A 17544-nucleotide genomic window follows, 5' to 3' on the forward strand; every position below is an offset into this window, starting at 1 on the left:
GAATGTACTCGCTCGCCCCCAGCTCGCTAGACCTGGGGGCGAGCGAGTACATTCGACCCCAGCCACCCAGGATTTCCAAGCACTTGCGATCGTAGTATCGGGCCCGACGTTCCTGCCTCGGCTGGTGCGAATGCGCGACTTGCCCGGCGGTGCGCGGCGAATTCTAATGCCTATCAAGTTGCCGGCCGGTTCCTGGTTTTCGCCGTCATTCATCAAGGTGCTCGCATCATGCAGATCGCTCGTTCCGCGTTCGTCGCGCTCCTTTTTTTGGCCGGTTTCGCCTGGCAATCCCCCGCGCAGGACGCGGACCCCGCCCGTCCAGCCGCCGTGGAAACGGCCGAAGTGCCGGTGATTCCCTCGGAGGTCTTCGAGCGGATGCGGCAATACCAGGACGTCCGCACGGCCACGTTCCAAGGCTGGTCGCCGGACGGCGCCGGCATGCTCGTCGCCACGCGGTTTGGCAACACGAATCAATTGCATCGCGTCTACACGCCGGGCGGACGGCGCGAGCAGATCACGTTTTTCCCCGAACCGGCCTCCGGCAAGATTCTGCCCGGCAAGTCGGATCAAGACGTGCTCGTGGTCATGAGCCAAGGGGGCAATGAAAACGACCAGTTCTATTGGCTCGATCGCCAGGCCAGCAAAGTTACGCTGCTCACTGACGGCAAATCGCGCAACGTGCCGGGGCCAGTGCAGGAAGACGGCGCGCTACTCGTCTACGGCAGCAATTTGCGAAATGGGCGCGACACCGATATCTACGTCGCCAATCCGCGCACGCCGGGCTCATCGCGCATGGTGATGCAAACCAACGGCGAATTCTACAACTTGAATTCATTGTCGAAAGACGGCTCGAAGCTGCTGATCAATCACTACGTCTCAATCAACGAAACGCACCCAGCACTCTTGATCGTCAAGAGTGGCGAAAAGCAGCCGCTTCCTCTACCGAACGAGTCGAAAAACGCGCCTGGCGCCAAAGTAGCGTTCGGCAGTTTGGCGTTCAATCAGGACGCGACCAAGGCCTTCGTCACCTGCGATGCGCGCGGCGAGTTTCAACAACTGGCGGAAGTTGATTTGACGACTGGCGAGTATCGTTGGCTTAGCGAGGATATCGCCTGGGATATCGACGCGCTCGAAGTCGATCCCGAGACCGGCGTGTTGGCGTTCACCGCGAACGTCGATGGCTCCAACGAATTGTATCTCTACGACGGCCAGCAGATTCGTAAGATCGAGACGCCGCTCGGGATCATCGCGGGATTGGAATTCTCCCCGGACGGCAGCCGGCTCGGCTTCACGCTCAGCAAGCCGACCGCGCCGAGCGACGCCTATTCGATCGACCTGCAATCGGGCGATCTCGTGCAATGGACCTACAGCGAAGCCGGCGGATTGAATCCCGAACGCTTCATCGCCCCGTCGCGCATTCGCTTCAAAAGCTTCGACCAACGCGAGATTCCGGCATATTACTTCCGGCCGAAGCAAGAGGACGCCGCCGCCCGCGCTCCAGTCGTGATCTACATCCACGGCGGGCCGGAGGCGCAGTACACGCCGCTCTTCAACGGCCTGATTCAATATTTCGCCGTCGAACAAGGCATCGCTGTGCTGGCCCCGAACGTCCGCGGCTCGGCCGGGTATGGCAAGACCTACCTCACGCTCGACAACGCCGAGAAGCGCGAGGAAAGCGTCAAGGACATCGGCGCGCTGCTCGATTGGATCAAAGCCCAGCCGGAACTCGACGGCGAACGCGTCTCGGTGATGGGCGGCTCCTACGGCGGCTACATGGTGCTCGCCTCGCTGGTGAATTTCCCGGAACGCATCCGCGCCGGCGTCGACATCGTCGGCATCGGCAACTTCATCACCTTCCTGGAGCGCACGCAACCATATCGCCAGGACCTCCGCCGCGCCGAATACGGCGACGAACGCGACCCGGCGATGCGAGCCCACTTCGAAAAGATCAACCCCAGCAACCGCGTCGCCGACATCCGCTCGGCGCTACTAGTCGCGCACGGCAAAAACGACCCGCGCGTCCCATTCTTCGAAGCCGAACAAATGGCCGCCCAAGCCCGCACCCAAGGCCGCCCCGTCTGGACCGTCTACGCCAACAACGAAGGCCACGGCTTCCAGAAAAAAGACAACCGCGATTACCTGAACGCGGCGATCGCGCTGTTCCTGGAGGCGGAGTTGAAGAAGTAAGCCATTGTTGTGGCACGGTCTCCCGACCGTGCCACGGGGGCTGCGTTATGCGCGGAACGGGAGACCTTCGGTCGGGCAGATGACACGGTCGGGAGACTTGTCAGCAGCGGTCGGGCGTGCTATCCCTGCGATTGGAACGGGCCGCGGCGGCGTGACGGTCAGGCAGCCTAGCGTCCCGCAACGTCAAACACCGTGGGGTACGCCATGTTGGCTCGTGCGTTAGGTCTGTTGGTTATCATCTCGGTCCTGTCGACGCAGTCTGGCATTGCCGGCCAGATCAGCTTGGATCGCTCGTGGGCAGGACGACTCTCAATCACAATCGGTGGTTTGGGCGGACAATACGTCGACGCTGTCCGCATTCCCGCCAGTCTGCATTCTGTACTCGATGACGTAAGCGACACGTTCACAATCCAGTCGCTCGTCTAAGACGAAATCGACATGGCGGGCAGCACAAGGGTCGATTACACACATGTTGAAACGTATCCGCCGTACGACTTTCCCAACAATGAGCCTGGATTGATCACATATCATGAGACGTTCAACTTGGACCGAATTGCGTGTCACATCTCGCGATACGAGGATCTCGAGCCATCCCAATTATTCTACTCCGAAGACGGGGTATGGACATCATCTCCGATTTTTCCGAATTATGACGACAATCTTTTCGTTGAGGTCGGGTTCACGTATTCGGCGACGGTTTATGAGACGACCAATAGTTTTTCCGGTGTGATCGAATTTGTGTTCGGACCTCCTCTGCTGCCGACATTCGAACTTTCTCCTGGCGATGACTATCCGTCGAGCCTGCAATTCGGTGCAATTCGGACAATTCGTTCGGAGAGCAAGACTATTCTTCCTACCGTTGGCTTGCCATTCACCCTGACCGCAAGTTTCGCCAGCGTTCCAGAGCCGTCAACGCTGAGCATCGCGACCCTGGCGGCGGCGACGCTTGCAATTGTGCTACGAACGAAAATCGCGCGCCAGAGTTGACGCCGCCACCATGTCAGGCACGTCCCTGGCGATCATTTGGGACGTTGACGGAATACTCTTTCGGGCCGCGCCATCACCTTCGTCCACGGTGCCTGACCTACCGCGTGGCCCCGACAAATCGAACTACAACCTTATCTCCCCCAGCGCAAACCGCTCAAACTCATCCGCTCCAATTAGCAAGCAACGCTGCGCCGTCGCCAACCGCGCCGCCGACGGATGAAACCGGGCGTTGGTGATGATCGCCGCGGCGTGGCATTGACGTTGCTTTTGCGCGGCGACTACCGCGCGCACCGCCGTGTCGGGAATCGTGCGTTCCGAAGTGTTGGCCTGGATCGCCACGCGATGAGGCCCGAACTCGGCGATCAGGTCGATGCCCGACTCGGCGCTTTTACGCTGTAGTTGCACCACCGCGCCGAGGGCCAGGAGCATTTCGGCCAGATAGTCGACCCAATCCTGGCCGCGCAGCGCGCGCCAATCGCGGCGGAGGAGCTGCGTGCGGCGGGCTTTCGCCGCGGCCCGCAGGGCGTCGCGCTCGACGACGTATTTGCGCAGGTTTTCCGTCGTGGCCTGCAGCGCGCGTTCGATCGACGCGCTGGTTTCTTGCTCGGCGGCTTCCTCTTTGCGATGCGCGGCGAGCCGCCCCGGGTTCGGAAAAAAAAGCAGCGCAGCGCACGTCAGGCCCGCCAGGCCCGCCGCCACGGCGAACGCCACCAGGCCGATGAGCATGGAATCGCTGATCAGATGCGCGACAATCAGCACGGGCGCCGCGCAGGTCGCCGGAACGACTAGCATCACGCCCCAGGGCCAAAGTTCATACTGCTCGCCCGGGGAGCGAAAGCGCTCGGCGGCGTGGAAGTAACGCCTGCGCCAACGCGAAATCCAGCCGGGCTGGATGAGCTTCCGCTGCTGCTCGAAAATCTCATCCCGCTGGCGTTCGAGGCGCGCGATGGTCGCCTCGACGAATTCGAGTTGCCGCTCCAGCTCGAAATCCTGGGGAACGACGTGCATATTCGACCTACGACGTGCGCAATTCCCGTAGCGAAACGAGCGTCCGCGAGGTGATACCGGGGGGTGCGTGCCTAGAACAGTTTAATTCCGCGACGCATGGCCGTCACCAGCGTTAATTGTGCCGGTTTCTGATCGCAAATTCATTGACACCTCATCCACCGGCAGGCAGAATCGCGGTATCCTTTTCACCTTGAATCGCATCGTCGATTTGGCAGCTGTTGGGGCAAGTAGATGAGTGGCCGGGGAGCGGCACGTCGCGGCCAGCGACTCGTCCGCTGGATCATTGGCGTCGCCGCAGCAACCTTTACCGGGGATTTGTCCGGCGGAGTGATCCGTCACGATCGTGCAGACTCCGAGTACCGCGCTCTGGCAAATTTGCCGGAATATCAGGCGGTTGGCCAGGTGCGTTCCATGATCGGCGGCAGCGGCCGCCTTTGCTCCGGGACGTTGATCGCCCCGAATTGGGTGCTCACCGCCGCCCATTGTTTGACGAACACGCCGACCGACAGCGTTTTTTACCGCAATTTCGGCGTCAGTCTGGACGCCAAGCGGTTGATTGTTCACCCGCAATTCAACGGTTCCGCCGCGAATGGCTACGACGTCGGGCTGATCGAACTCGCGGAGCCGAGCGAGCTGGTGACGCCTGCCCAACGGATGCGGGACCTTGTGCCGTTGGGGGCCGAAGCGACGATCGTCGGCTACGGGCTGACCGGCACCGGATTGACCGGCTCCATCGTCGGTACGCACGGCACAAAGCGGGCGGGGCGGAATATCGTCGATCGAAACGGCACAAGCATCTTGGATGAAAACGAACGCCCTTATCCGGAGTTCATGTTGTTCAGCGATTTCGACAATCCTTTGGACGAGACGGATAGCCTCTGGGGAGACGCCGCGCCGCTGGACTTGGAATATCAGACCGCGGGGGGCGATAGCGGTGGCGGCTGGTACATCGACTATGACGGCCGCGCGCGATTGTACGCCGTGCATTCCGTGGGCCTCAGCTTCGATGAAGGCGTCGACAACAACTACGGCGACGCCGCCGGCGGCACGCGCGTCACGCGGTTCAATAGTTGGATCGACCAACAGCTGGTCGATACGTACTGGATGAATCCGACCGGCGGGGCCTATGAGGACCCGGAAAACTGGTCGAGCGCCGCCACGCCGAGCGCCGGCGCGAACCTGCGATTTGCCTTTCCGCACGACTACGCCGTGGCGCTGGCGGGGAACCAACAGGCGGAGCGCTGGACGCTCGACGCGGGCGACGTTGATTTCCAACTGGTGGAGGGCGATCTGCAACTTGGCGACTGGAGCATCGCCGCGGGCGCGAGCGCGAAGTTGGAAGTCGCGGCGAATCACGTAGCAGCGGTTCATGGAGGCTTGAATGGCGCGGGGAAAGTGGCAAAGGCCGGCGCTGGCATGATGCTGCTGTCGGGCGCCGGGAACAGCGTCGGACAGCTGGATATACAGGAAGGCGGCTTTCAACTTGCCGACGGAGCGTCGCTGATCACGGAGAATATCGCGTGGGGATCGGCCGGAGCGACAAGCGTTGAATTGGGAACGAATGCATCGCTTGAATCGCCATCGCCGCTGTTTGTGGAGACCAACGTAGTGGTGACGCTAGGCGAGGGTGCGCTGTTGCGAACGCCGACGCTCACTCAGGCGGGACGATTGGCGATCGGGGCGAGTCAGACGGTGCTCGATGGCTCGCTCGTGCAGACGGAAACGGCAACTACCTCGATCGACGTGGCGGCGCTATTGCTGGAGGACGCCGGCGCGGCGCTCACGGTGGACGACGCGGCGACCATCGGCGGCACGCTGCGCCTGTCCCTGCCGAGGCGCTTCACGCTGCTGGACGATCGCGTGGTCACGCTGATGAGCGTTTCCGGTGAATTCAGCGGGCAGTTTTCCCATGTCGAATGGGACTATCTACCGTGGGGCCTGGATTACTCACTGAAATACGAGGAGCATACCGTTTCGCTCACCCTCCTAGGACCGGGCGGCGTCTGGCGACTGGAAGGCGACGCAATCCGCGATTTCGACGTGGCCATATGGGACCTCAACGACGTCCGCAGTCACTTCGGCGAGGCGACGAGCCGCGGCGACATGAACGGCGACGGCCGCGTGGATCTGGCGGACTTGAATGCCGTGCGAAATAGCTTCGGGAGGCGGAGTGGCGGCGCTTTCAGACTGGTGCCGGAGCCGGGGAGTTGGCTGCTTGCGATCGTCGCCGCGACCGCGTGTCTGATACTTACCCGACGCGTAAGCGCGGGGAAGACGACGTGATTTTTAAGCGCGATGCGAAGCCGGGAATCATAGTCGTCTCCCCCTCGCTGGCGCTGCGGGTCGGTGTGCGTGATTCCTCGGTTTGCCAATGGCTAAGCTCCGAGCGCGCTGAATAGCGTCCCGGAGCAAAGCGATGCAAACTGTAATCATGCGGCAGCGCTCGCGCCGCTAGTTGATTTGCAATACTTCATGCCAGTTTTTGTTTCCTTCCTGGTGCTTCGTGGCGGCCGATAGCTTGGCCTCGCAGCGCTTCAGCTCGATGGCGGCGCGCTTCACGGCCAGTTCGGCCAGTCGCATTCTGCTGGCCGAGTACCCGCCTTCCTTGGCGATTTTCCACTTCGGTCTGCTTCTCTTCCAAAGTGACCTTCGCCAATTCCACGTCGGACCGAAGCATCGCTAGGTCTTCGTCGCTCGCTCCGGCGAGGACATTGGGATCCCAATCTTTAACGATCTGCGTCGTATTGACGGCCACCGGCTGCGCGACTTCGATTCGCGTTCGGAGATCGTCCCCCAATACTTCGCGGGAGGTCGTTTGCGCCGGCTCGGCAAACATGACTTCAGACGTGTCCGCTGACTTAGTGAGAACCTTGTTCACAAGCATGTCGAATCCGAGTTGAATGGCTTGCGGCTGCTGACCGTTCTGATTGACGGTCAGCACGAGGTTGCCGTCGTCCGTGCGGCGGATTTCAATTGTCGAGCCGTCCTGCAGCTTGATCGTTTGCTCCGCCGCAGGGACTAGTTTCAGGGCCGCAGGGACTCGTTTCACGGCGTTGAATTGCGCCACGTCTTGCAAAACTGCCGTGGCGCCGCTGACTGCATCTGCGTTTTGATTGCCGTTCTGCGCGACGTTATCCGCCGAACCAGCTTGGCTGACCAGGAACAGTTCCTGGATGCCACGAATCTCGCTCAGCACGGGCACGACCGTTTGCAGGCCTTCGCCGACCGTGACTGTCGTCGTGGGAGTGCCTTCCGGGGCCGGGGGCGCGTCAGCACTGGTGGCGGCCGTGGAGGATTCCCTAGTCGCCGTTTCCGCGTTGTCAGCCCCTGGGTAGCCCCAAGTCAGGCCGGGCAGGGCCACGGTCGCCAACGTCGCGGCGAGCGCCAGCCCGCCGAGCGACAAGCGTCCGTTGGCGCGATTGTCAAAGACCATCGTCAATCTCCTCTCCAAAAAGCGTCGGGAAAACGTGCCTGCGCCGAACGCCGGCGCAAGCGACATCGGTTGCGCGGAAGTCGTCGACATCGTCAACAACCGCCGCGCGTAATCGGAGCGCGCCTGTTCCGCGCCGGAGAGTGCCATCGCGTCACAGGCCAACTCGCGGGTTTCGCGGAGTTGCCGGCGCAGATACCAGGCGAATGGATTCCACCAATGCATCGCGAGCGCCAGGAGCTCCAGGTAGACCACGAGATGGTCGCGCCGCGCGACGTGCGCCAACTCATGGGCAATGATACCGTCGCTGGCCACGATGATTTCCGGCGCGCGCAAGGCGTCCGGCCAAACGAGCCGAGGACGGCCCAGGCAGCAAATCAACGGCGACGCAACTCGCTGAGAAAACGCCGAGGCGACCGGCCGAACCCGCAGACGTTTCGCCGCTTGGCGTACCGCCACGACCAAAGTTGGCGATGGAGCGCCGGCGGTGCGCAGCACGTGCGATTGCCGCGCGATCGAGCGCAGCGCGAACGCGGCCACAGCCAAGGCGCCGACCGTCCAAAGTGCGAACGCGGATTGCATGTAGATCGACCAATCCGTCGGTCCTGGCCCGTGTACGGGTTCAATCTGAACTGCCGTGGGCTGCAAGGCCGCCAGTTCCGCGTCGGCCAGCAAATCAATCGCTTCCATCTCTACTGTGAATGGCGTGGCATCGTGAGAGGCGACCACCGCAATCTGCTGCGAATCGTCGCACCATGCGGAGCGCGCGGAACGGATGGCGTCTTGCGCCGACCAGGGCCAACGCACCAGCGGCGGCGCGACGAGTTTCAACAGCAACAACATCCACAACAGATGTTGCACCGCCGGTCGCGAACGAAAAAGCCAACACGCCGCCCACACAAACGGCGTCAACAGTGCGACGGAAACGGTGTTCTGCGCCAGCCACCAAAGCAGTGCGTTCATGGTCGACCCGCGGTTTCGAACTTGAGTTGTGCCGCCCTAGCGTTTTTTCCGCTCTTCCGCCAAGCGCGCAGAAAGTTGTTCCACGAGCTTCTGCAATTCGGCGATCTCCTTCGGCTTCAGCTTCTGCCGCTCGGTGAACGCCAACAACAACGGGGCCCATTGGCCGTCGCAGAGGTCGTCGGCCAGTTCGCCCATACGTTGTACGAGCAGTTCCTCGCGCGAGACCGAGGCGCGGAACACAAAGGCGAAACCGGACTTGTCGCTGGCGACGTAACCCTTCTTCTCCAGCCGCTGCAGCAGCGTAATCACGGTCGACCGCGCCCAATCCAGCGCCGCACCGGTCAACCGCTCATGCACCTCGCGCACAGAACCCGCCCCGTGGTCCCAAAGCGCAAGCATGACCTCGCGTTCGGCGTCGCTAATCGACGCCCTGGCATCGGGAGACATGGGGATAACCGCTCCTGAAACAGAAGGCCGCTTGTTTACATCATGTCAACAGCGGCATCTTATCTACGCGGTGTAGACAAGTCAAGAGCGGCGAAAAGAATTCTCAGGGTGAATCAGCTTTCGACTGTGGGAGGGGTCTCCGACGCCGATGAAACGGACGCGAGCGCTGCATTTCAGGGCGCTTTGCTTGTGAAAACAGGCAGCCCCGTCGGCGTCGGAGACGCCTCCCACAGTCGTTCCATTTACATAGGTTGAATCACTGGCCACACTTCAAGATGGGTTCGATACGGAACGTGGCACGATCTTCAACTGAACAGCTCCGGTTCAATTAGCTTCATGTATCGGTTCGCATAGAACAGGTCGGGCTGCTGGTAACGCGGACGCGACCGAATATCGAACTGCGGATCCTTTGGATTCTCCAAATCAAAGAGGACCAGGCCGAGGCCGAATACCTGACAAAGCGCGTCCAAACGAGCAATTTCATCGTCGGGCACCTTGTTTGACACGACAAGGTAAACTTTGTGGCTAAACAGGCAATAAGCGCATGCTTGGCCAAATGCCGTGACAAGTTCGTTGACGTCTGGCTTCACTTCCGCAGAAACGATCTCAACCGGCGCCTGAATGATGTCGCTGCGTTTCGATTCTCGTTTTCCGATCACATCGAGTGTTCCCCATTTGTCACGGAATTTCTTTCCGCCAAGCGCAATTGCTTTGGTGCATTCCTCGACTTCGTTGACCAACCATTCCGCAAACGGTTCGTAGAATTCGTCTTCGCGAACTCTTTTGGGCTGAGGCGGAATCAGCTCTTCCTTAAGCTGGTCAGAATCGGGATCGCGAAACTTCGTTAGCCGGAATAAACCGCGCGACGGCTTGTAGACCTTTTCAGGGAATTGCTCGTCCAGGTTTCATACTTTTCCGTGAACCGTGTTTTTCTTGAAGGTTCCGTCGTGCGTGAGAACCCATCGAACGAGTTCGGAATAGCGCAGTCCCTCAGGGTTGCCTTCAAGAGCTTCCAGTGCCGCGGCGACGATCCTGTTGGAGATGTTTGACATTTTGATGCCTGGTTCCAATCGGTTTCTGGCCTGCTTCGTATTCGAGTCCACTCAGCAAGCGCCGCAACCGGCGAGTCGGATGAGCTGCGTGCGAGCTGAATCGCCGCTTCCTCCGAGCGTTAACGCTCCGATTCGCTAAACCTTCTCCCAACTCCCCTCGCGCGCACTCTTCAGCACCGCGTCACAAACCTGTTGCGTCTCCAGCGCGTCGCGGAAGCTCGGCCCGGCTGGCTTGCCGGTGGCGAGTCCTTCGAGGAAGTCGGCTACTTGATGAACGAAGCTGTGCTCATAGCCGATTTGCAGGCCTGGCACCCACCAGTGGTCCATGTAGGGGTGTTCGCCGCCGTGGTCGGTGACGTGGATCGAGCGCCAGGCGCGGAGCTTGCTTTCGTCGTTGTGATCGAAGTAGCTCAAGCGGTGCAGGTCGTGCAGGTCCCAGGCGATCGACGCCTTTTCGCCGTTGATCTCGAACGTGTACAGCGCCTTGTGTCCGCGCGCGTATCGGGTCGACTCGAACGTCGCCAGCGAGCCGTTCTTGAACCGCGCGAGGAATGCGCAGGCGTCGTCGATGCCGACCTTTTCTACCTTGCCGGTGAGATTGTGTTTGCGCTCCTTGATGAACGTCTCGGTCATCGCGGAGACGGTGTCGATCGAACCGTTGAGCCACAGCGCCGTGTCGATGCAATGCGCGAGCAAATCGCCCGTCACGCCGGAGCCGGCCGCGTTGACGTCCAGTCGCCAGAGCGCCTCACCGCCTTGCGGCAAGTCGGTCGAGATCGTCCAGTCCTGCAAGAAGACCGCGCGGTAGTGAAAGATGCGGCCCAGGCGACCTTCGTCGATCAGCTGCTTGGCCATCGTCACGGCCGGCACGCGGCGGTAGTTGTACCAGACGATGTTCGGCACGCCCGCCTTCTCGACGGCGGCCACCATCTCGGCCCCTTCCTCGGAGTTCATCGCCAGCGGCTTTTCGCAGAGGATCATCTTGCCCGCGGCGGCGGCGGCCAGGGCGATCTCCTTGTGGAGATTGTTCGGCGTGCAGATATCGACGGCGTCGATGTCCTTCCGCGCGATCAGCTTCTTCCAATCGGTCTCGACCGACTCGTACCCCCAGGTATCGGCGAACGCCTTGGCCTTCTCGGCATCCCGGGCACAGACGGCCTTCAGGACCGGCTGGTACTCCAGGTTGAAAAAGTTGTTGACTCGGCGATACGCATTCGAATGGGCCTTGCCCATGAAGCCATAGCCGATCATGCCAATATTGAGAGGTTTGGGCATGGAAGATTTCCTTGAAAGACAATTGCCTGGGAGAGCCTGGAATCACCGACGAACGGACGCTAGCTTAACGTCAATTCCAGCCGAGGGAAATGATGGGGATTGTCGCACGCGCCAGCCGATATCCAGCTGATTTTCGCGCCCAGACTTGGCCGGCGACGAGCCTATCATTCCGTTCGGCGCGATTGCCCTCCGTGACACGAGACCGGCTGAATCGCGCGCAAGAAATGTCTCAACGGACCGAATAGATTTTGAACCCAAACCGGAGAGTATGATGGCGGACATTTCCACCAACAGCCAAGTCTCGCTCGGGTGCGGCACACTGATCATCATCGCCCTGATCGTAATGTTCTTCTCCGGCGGGCGCGACACGAAAGACATGCGCACGCAGTTGGAGGCAATGAATCAGAAGCTGGATCGGCTGGAGAAGAAGATCGATGACCTGGCGGGGAAGGTAGGGCAAGAACGCGCCGAGAAGAGGTAGTGTTCCTAACTACGACCTTTTACATGTCGACAGGAACAGCGCGGGTGCCTGGGGCAGAGGTACAGCACGCGCGAAAGCCATGGTCCAAGAAGCTGGGGCTTCGTCTAACTCGTAAACAGAGCGCCACAATGCCCCAGCCGGTTTGACGTGGGTGCTTTAATCCTTCGCCTCAGCCCCAGGCGCCCCACTTAGCGGAAATGCAGAGCACGAGAGAACGCCAATGAGGCGATCGCAGTAGACGTCTATTCCACCCAACCATGCGCGTCCCGCACTTTCACCATCGCTCCCAGGATCGAGTTCCACGTCTCCGGTTTCATCATCACCGCGTTCGGGAACATGCAGCCGTCCCAGCAGATGTGGCGGAACTTTTTCGTGAGTTGGCCTTGTTCGTCGCGGAGCCAGTGGCCGGCGTGTTTGGCGATGTCGAGTTTGCCATTCGGGTCGTCGGCCAGGCAGTGACGGCCCGTCTTGTCGTGGGATCCGGTGCCGTGGACCGTGGCGTCGTTCTGGGCGACATGGAAATCGATCGTCCAAGGTCGCAGTGCCGCGGTGAGTTGCTTGAGGGCGTCGTCGAGCTTCGCGCCGTCTTTCCAATCGTAGTTCGCCGGCAGGATCGCGTCCTCGGGCGCGTTGTAGCCGAGCGTGTAGAGGAGCGTGTGCGCCATGTCGGCCTGAAAGCCGAGCGTCTTCGGGCGATCGACCAGCTCCAGCAGTTGCACCATCCGCCGCCAACTGTGCATACCGCCCCAGCAGATTTCCCCTTCGGCCGCGAGGCGCTCGCCATGTTCGTCGGCGATCTTGCAGGCCTGACGGAACGTCTCGGCGATCTTCTGTTGATTGCCTTCCGGATCGCCGACCCAATCGCCGACGCCGCTCGCGGAGTCGATCCGCACCACGCCGTACGGACGAATCCCCAACTCGCGCAGGTACCGCGCGATGCGGCAGCCTTTTTCCACCTGCTGGAGGAATTGCGTCCGCCCGGCGCCTACGTCCATTGCGGACCCGCCGCCGGTGGGCGGCCAGACCGGCGCGACGACCGAGCCGATCACCAACTTGTGCGCGCGAACTTTGTCGGCGAGCCGTTTCAAATCGTCGTCCGAGGCGTCGATGTCGACATGCGGCGCGAACAGAAACAGATCGACGCCATCAAACTTGACGCCATCCACTTCGGCCGCCGCGGTGAGCGCCAACATGGTGTCGAGATCAATCGCCGGCTCAGAATCAGGACCTTTGCCAACAACGCCCGGCCAGGCGGCGTTGTGAAGCTTGGGGAAGGTATTGGTGTGCGTGGGCATGGCGGTGGGAGGAGGTGTAAGGAGATTGGAGGAGTAAAGGAGTAAAGAATGTCTTGTTGGAGCCGGAAGCGTCAGCCGCTACTTCATGTTCGCGCGGACCCAATCCTGGAACTCGAGCACGATGGACGTGTCGTCAATCTGCCCGCGCTTTTTCAACAGATCGTTGATCACCTGCGAACTGAGCTTGGGAAACGACAGACTAAACGGAATTGGCAGATACTCGGCATCATGGCGGCCAAGGAATGTGATCGCTCCGCTGGAGTGCCGCCAAATCTCCGGTACCATCATCGCCGCATACGTGGGCATGCGTTTCGACGAATTGCTTGTCACATCAATCTCAACGACCAAGTCCGGCGGCGGGTCACGCTGTGGATCGTAGTCTTCCTGTTCGCGAACTGCCCGCTCGTTGGCAATGTAGTACGCTTCGTCCGGCTCAACTCCGCAATCATCCGCTTCCGCAGTCAAAGTAGTGGAGCCAATCGCTTGGATTGGCATTCGCAATTCAAGCGACAACGCCCCGATCATGCGAGCAATCAAAGACTTCGTACGATCGTGCCGCTTGAGCGGGGCCATCATTTCTAAGGTTCCCTGCCAATAGGTATGGCGAACGGAGAAATCCCCCAGCGCTTCGAGGAACCGCTCGTAGTCCTTCCACTCCAGCCCGTAAACCACGGCCCGCATCTCCAGCGTGCCGCGATCGTAGGTGTGCCGCAAATGGCATTCGCCGAGCGCGTCGGTGAGCTTCGTGTAGACGTCCCACGGAACGCCGTGAAGGACGACGAATTCGTCGGATGGGGCGTTTGTCGCGGACATATCGACACCTATACCGTTTGCCGTCAAACTGCCGCGGCTGCTTCGTAGAGCGCGGAGTAGTTGATCCAAGCCAGCAGTCCGGTCAACGCGAATATTATAGCGTAAACGTACGGGCGTTCCTTACTGATAATCGCCGCAATCGCCATGACCAAGAACAGCAACGGCGGGCCGTAAAGTGTAAAGAAGTAGAGGGCGTCAATCGGGCTCCAGGCATGAAAGCGATCTTGAAACGAGATGAACACGAGAATCACGTTTCCCGCAACGTACGCAAGTGCGACGTGATAAAATCGCGGCATGCTTCGCCTCGTTCAATTGTCTGCGACAACGGCCTAGATGCCGGCGTAGGCGTAGTACAGAAACACAAAGTTGAAGTAAGCAGTTGCTGCAAGGATGGCGCCCGCGATCGGCCATTCATACCATTTCGCCTGGTCAACGCGAAGTGCGACCAAGAGCCCGATTCCCAGCACGATTGGCCCGAACCACGTGAAAAATTCAACCACATCCAACGCATCCGGCGGCGACAGTGCCCCCCGAGACGCCGCGATTGCGGCCAAACAAATGCCGCTAAAGTTGCACGCCACGTAAAGCAATGCAAAAACGACCCAGCGCCGCATGATCACACCCTAGTTGTGGCACGGTCTCCCGACCGTGACACTTTTGCGACCGTAGGTCTCCTCCTCTGAATCGTGGCACGGTCGGGAGACCGTGCCACAACGCGCTGCCTGACGCAACGACCCTGGCGGATTTTGACGACGCGCGCAACGCCCTATTTCCTCAAATAATCCCCCACCGACGGCAGCTTCCCATGCACATCCGGCCCGAAATACCGCAGGCCCACCAGCGGTTCGCTCCCGGTGTTTTCAATTTCCACGCCGCGCTTCGCTGCGGTGTGCGTGATGAACACTTCGTCCTCGGTTTCCTGGCCGAAGTGGATCATCGCCGGCGTTTGTAGCGCCAGCTTGCCCATCCGGCCGCGGCCTTGGACCGTGATCCAGCCGCTCGCGCCGGGGTCTTTGAGCGTGCATTTCGCGCCGGGCTCAATGGTCAGTTCCTTGGCGCTGAAGAGTTGTTCGCCGTCGACCTTGCCGTAGACGATCCACTTGTCGGTGTAGCCTTGGCCCGAGGCCGTTTCATCGACGATCGGCTCCAGGTAGTTGTGGTCCTTGAAGTGCGTGTCGACGTTCTTGTCCCAGTCGAGTTGCTCGATGATGAAGTCGAGGTCCTGGTGCTTGTCCTTCGGCACGTCTTTCACGAGCAGCGACCACGGCACTTCGCGCCCTTCGACCAGCGACTGGAACATCCCGAACACGTCGGAGCCCCATTGCGGTTCGTAGGTGCAGAGCGAGCCCGGCGCGTGCAGCACGCCCGGCGGAATCAACCAGCCGGTGCCGCGCTTCAGGCGATACGCGCGGGAGAGATCAAGAATGCCGTTGTCGCCTTGCGCCCAGTTCTCCAGGCACTTGCGCAGTTGCGCCTTCGTGGTGCCTGGCTCCAGGCCCATGAAGGTGTACGCAAAATTGTTGTCGACGTTGTTGTACTGCGGCGGGAAGTAATAGCTCTCCGGCTTCCCTTCCTGGCCAGTCAGCGCGGCGTGCTCGAAGCCCTGGTGCATGTGATGGGGGATCGGCCCCATGTTGTCGAAGAATTTCGAGTAGACCGGCCACTTCTGGAAGCGATCGAACAAGTCGTCGCCGATCAGCCGCACGCCGTCCTCGGCCACCGCGTCCTTGAGCAAGAACTGCTGCGCGCCGAACGTGACAAAGCTCAGCCCCTCGTGCCAGACGCGGCCGTCGTTGGCGGCCTCGGTTGTGCTGGCGAACCACCGCTCGTCGATCCCGCCGCGATGCGCCCCGTAGGCGTACCAATCATTCGGCGCCAGCTTGATCCGCTTCCCAGGATGCAAAAAGCTCCGGGGCACCCAGGTCGGCGTCAGCCGCAACAACCCGTCGCCGGCCTCCATGGCCTGAGCCAGCGGCTTGGCGACACTATCCCCTTTGACAACATTCGAACTGGCGGCCATGGGAGCGGATTCCTAATCGAAGCAAAGTCGAGTGGTGGGCGGAAGTTGCGGCGCAAGCGCCAAGGCCGGCGCACGCAAATGCCCGGCAGCACCCTGTTTTATTCCCCGGTCGGTGGCTTCGCAAGCGGCGGAGAATATGCGAGGCAGCCCATGGCACGACAGCGTGGCTCCCCAGCACTTCAACATTGCCTTGCTGGTGCGTTCGCTGGCTCGGGAATACCTCCAGCCGTCTGCGCATCTAAAGTGATGAATCGAAGTGTTGTTTCTAGTTCACACTACTCGTGTTTGGAGACACGTCGATGGTCGCCCGCATACTGGCAGCATTCCTGCTCATCCCGTCGCTACCTTCGTCCTCCGCGTCGGCCTGCGGCGCCGTTGGCCCTTCCGGCAAGCCCGTGGTGAACGCCGATCAAACTGTCATCCTCATTTGGGACGCCGCGACGAAGACCCAGCATTTCATTCGCCAGGCGTCGTTCAAGAGCGAGGCCGACGACTTCGGATTTCTGGTGCCGACGCCCAGCCTGCCCGAACTCGAAGAATCCGGCAACGATGCGTTTCCATTTCTGCTTAAACTGACTGAGCCGGACAAGCGAAAAGTCTCACGCCCCAGCGGCGGCTTCGGGTGCGGCTGCGGAGGCGCATCGAACCCCGTAACGGCGACGACTGCCGCCGTCGAGGTTGTGGCCGAAAAGCTGGTTGCCGGTTTCCAGGCAGTCGTGCTCAAGGCGGATTCAGTCGACGCGCTCGTCGGCTGGCTCAAAGACCACGGCTACGCCTATTCGCCCGAGATCGAAGCTTGGGCGAAGCTGTATGTCGAGGCCGGGTGGAAGTTCACGACGCTCAAAGTTGCCAAGGACAATCATGGCGATGAGACGAACGTAGCCGCTTCGGCATTGCGCATAAGTTTCCAGACCGACCGACCGCTGTTTCCGTATCGCGAACCGGATTCAAGAGGTTCGGCCGAAGGCCTGGGGGCGCGACATCGCCTGTTGCGAATCTATTTTCTCGGCGAGGCCCGTTACCAAGGAGAACTCACCCAGGAAATCGCCTGGACAGGCAAGGTCGCCTGGGCGAACAAGCTCAGCGCCGAGGATCGCAGTAAGACGCTGGAACTGCTGAAGCTGCCGGAATCGACAGGGCCCGCAGACTTTTGGCTGACGGAGTTTGAAGACAACTGGCCCTATCGAGTGGCGCCCGCTGACCTCTATTTCGCCCGCGACGCTAACCAAGGGAATGTAGAGCGCGATCCGATTATCGAGTACGCATCTTCCTCCTCGCCCGTGGACGTCATGGCATACACGCTCGCCTTCGCCGTAGTCCTGACCCCTTGGCTCCGTCGCTTTCGCCGCGGCAATTGTGCGGCGTAGGTGGCTCGCTATGAGCCATTCAAGTACTCGACGTCGCACTCAATCAGGCGATTCCATTCCAGTTCCGTACGTCAGGCGCCGCGTTTGAAACGCTTCGGCGATGGTTGCAAATGACCGTTGCAGCGTCCCGATCGAACCACTGAGGTTTGCCTGACAAAATGACGTCGCTTGTCAGGCACGATTTCGCGGAACCTCTAGGACGTCGCATCGGTGATTCGC

General features: G+C 60.6%; 16 protein-coding genes. 6 read left to right on the forward strand and 10 right to left on the reverse strand.

Annotated elements, in window-relative coordinates:
- Positions 1 to 228 precede the first annotated feature (228 nt).
- The 3 genes from SGJ19_04080 (at position 229) to SGJ19_04090 (ending at position 3174) form a co-directional block, all read left to right on the forward strand.
- Positions 229 to 2187, forward strand: coding sequence for a S9 family peptidase (locus SGJ19_04080; protein ID MDZ4779412.1), 1959 nt, complete (start codon positions 229 to 231; stop codon positions 2185 to 2187).
- A gap of 204 nt (positions 2188 to 2391) precedes the next feature.
- On the forward strand, positions 2392 to 2613 hold the full coding sequence (locus SGJ19_04085) for a hypothetical protein (protein MDZ4779413.1): 222 nt from the start codon (positions 2392 to 2394) through the stop codon (positions 2611 to 2613).
- Positions 2614 to 2625: 12 nt separating this feature from the next.
- Positions 2626 to 3174 carry a hypothetical protein gene (locus SGJ19_04090; GenBank protein MDZ4779414.1) on the forward strand — a complete coding sequence of 183 codons (549 nt, stop codon included), beginning with the start codon at positions 2626 to 2628 and terminating at the stop codon, positions 3172 to 3174.
- Positions 3175 to 3297: 123 nt separating this feature from the next.
- On the opposite strand, the gene SGJ19_04095 is transcribed toward SGJ19_04090, so the two are convergent.
- Positions 3298 to 4182, reverse strand: a complete 885-nt coding sequence (locus SGJ19_04095; GenBank protein ID MDZ4779415.1) for a restriction endonuclease — start codon at positions 4180 to 4182, stop codon at positions 3298 to 3300.
- 231 nt (positions 4183 to 4413) lie between these two features.
- On the opposite strand from SGJ19_04095, the gene SGJ19_04100 reads away from it, so the two are divergent.
- Positions 4414 to 6465, forward strand: a complete 2052-nt coding sequence (locus tag SGJ19_04100; GenBank protein ID MDZ4779416.1) for a trypsin-like serine protease — start codon at positions 4414 to 4416, stop codon at positions 6463 to 6465.
- A 187-nt stretch (positions 6466 to 6652) separates the two neighbouring features.
- Here SGJ19_04100 and SGJ19_04105 read toward each other — a convergent pair whose 3' ends face one another.
- The 4 genes from SGJ19_04105 to SGJ19_04120 all read right to left on the reverse strand — a co-directional run bounded on the left by SGJ19_04105 (position 6653) and on the right by SGJ19_04120 (position 11349).
- Positions 6653 to 8575 carry a M56 family metallopeptidase gene (locus tag SGJ19_04105; GenBank protein ID MDZ4779417.1) on the reverse strand — a complete coding sequence of 641 codons (1923 nt, stop codon included), beginning with the start codon at positions 8573 to 8575 and terminating at the stop codon, positions 6653 to 6655.
- Between the two features lie 36 nt (positions 8576 to 8611).
- Entirely contained in the window at positions 8612 to 9022 is a 411-nt protein-coding gene (locus SGJ19_04110) for a BlaI/MecI/CopY family transcriptional regulator (GenBank protein MDZ4779418.1), read from the reverse strand.
- A gap of 305 nt (positions 9023 to 9327) precedes the next feature.
- A complete protein-coding gene (locus tag SGJ19_04115) occupies positions 9328 to 9762 on the reverse strand; it encodes a hypothetical protein (GenBank protein MDZ4779419.1) in 435 nt (144 codons plus the stop codon).
- A gap of 447 nt (positions 9763 to 10209) precedes the next feature.
- A complete protein-coding gene (locus SGJ19_04120; protein ID MDZ4779420.1) occupies positions 10210 to 11349 on the reverse strand; it encodes a Gfo/Idh/MocA family oxidoreductase in 1140 nt (379 codons plus the stop codon).
- A 271-nt stretch (positions 11350 to 11620) separates the two neighbouring features.
- On the opposite strand from SGJ19_04120, the gene SGJ19_04125 reads away from it, so the two are divergent.
- Complete coding sequence (locus SGJ19_04125; GenBank protein MDZ4779421.1) at positions 11621 to 11830, forward strand: hypothetical protein; 210 nt, start codon at positions 11621 to 11623, stop codon at positions 11828 to 11830.
- Between the two features lie 242 nt (positions 11831 to 12072).
- On the opposite strand, the gene SGJ19_04130 is transcribed toward SGJ19_04125, so the two are convergent.
- The 5 genes from SGJ19_04130 to SGJ19_04150 form a co-directional block, all read right to left on the reverse strand.
- On the reverse strand, positions 12073 to 13125 hold the full coding sequence (locus SGJ19_04130) for a TIM barrel protein (GenBank protein MDZ4779422.1): 1053 nt from the start codon (positions 13123 to 13125) through the stop codon (positions 12073 to 12075).
- A 78-nt stretch (positions 13126 to 13203) separates the two neighbouring features.
- The gene (locus tag SGJ19_04135; GenBank protein ID MDZ4779423.1) at positions 13204 to 13938 is read right to left on the reverse strand and encodes a Uma2 family endonuclease; all 735 of its coding nucleotides are present in this window, start codon (positions 13936 to 13938) and stop codon (positions 13204 to 13206) included.
- 23 nt (positions 13939 to 13961) lie between these two features.
- On the reverse strand, positions 13962 to 14234 hold the full coding sequence (locus tag SGJ19_04140; protein MDZ4779424.1) for a hypothetical protein: 273 nt from the start codon (positions 14232 to 14234) through the stop codon (positions 13962 to 13964).
- Between the two features lie 33 nt (positions 14235 to 14267).
- Positions 14268 to 14552, reverse strand: a complete 285-nt coding sequence (locus tag SGJ19_04145) for a hypothetical protein (protein MDZ4779425.1) — start codon at positions 14550 to 14552, stop codon at positions 14268 to 14270.
- A 152-nt stretch (positions 14553 to 14704) separates the two neighbouring features.
- Positions 14705 to 15958: a hypothetical protein gene (locus SGJ19_04150; protein ID MDZ4779426.1), complete on the reverse strand. Its 1254-nt coding sequence runs from the start codon at positions 15956 to 15958 to the stop codon at positions 14705 to 14707.
- Positions 15959 to 16257: 299 nt separating this feature from the next.
- On the opposite strand from SGJ19_04150, the gene SGJ19_04155 reads away from it, so the two are divergent.
- Entirely contained in the window at positions 16258 to 17325 is a 1068-nt protein-coding gene (locus SGJ19_04155; protein MDZ4779427.1) for a DUF2330 domain-containing protein, read from the forward strand.
- Positions 17326 to 17544: the final 219 nt, after the last annotated feature.

The sequence above is a fragment of the Planctomycetia bacterium genome, assembly GCA_034440135.1.
Classification (GTDB): Bacteria; Planctomycetota; Planctomycetia; order Pirellulales; family JALHLM01; genus JALHLM01.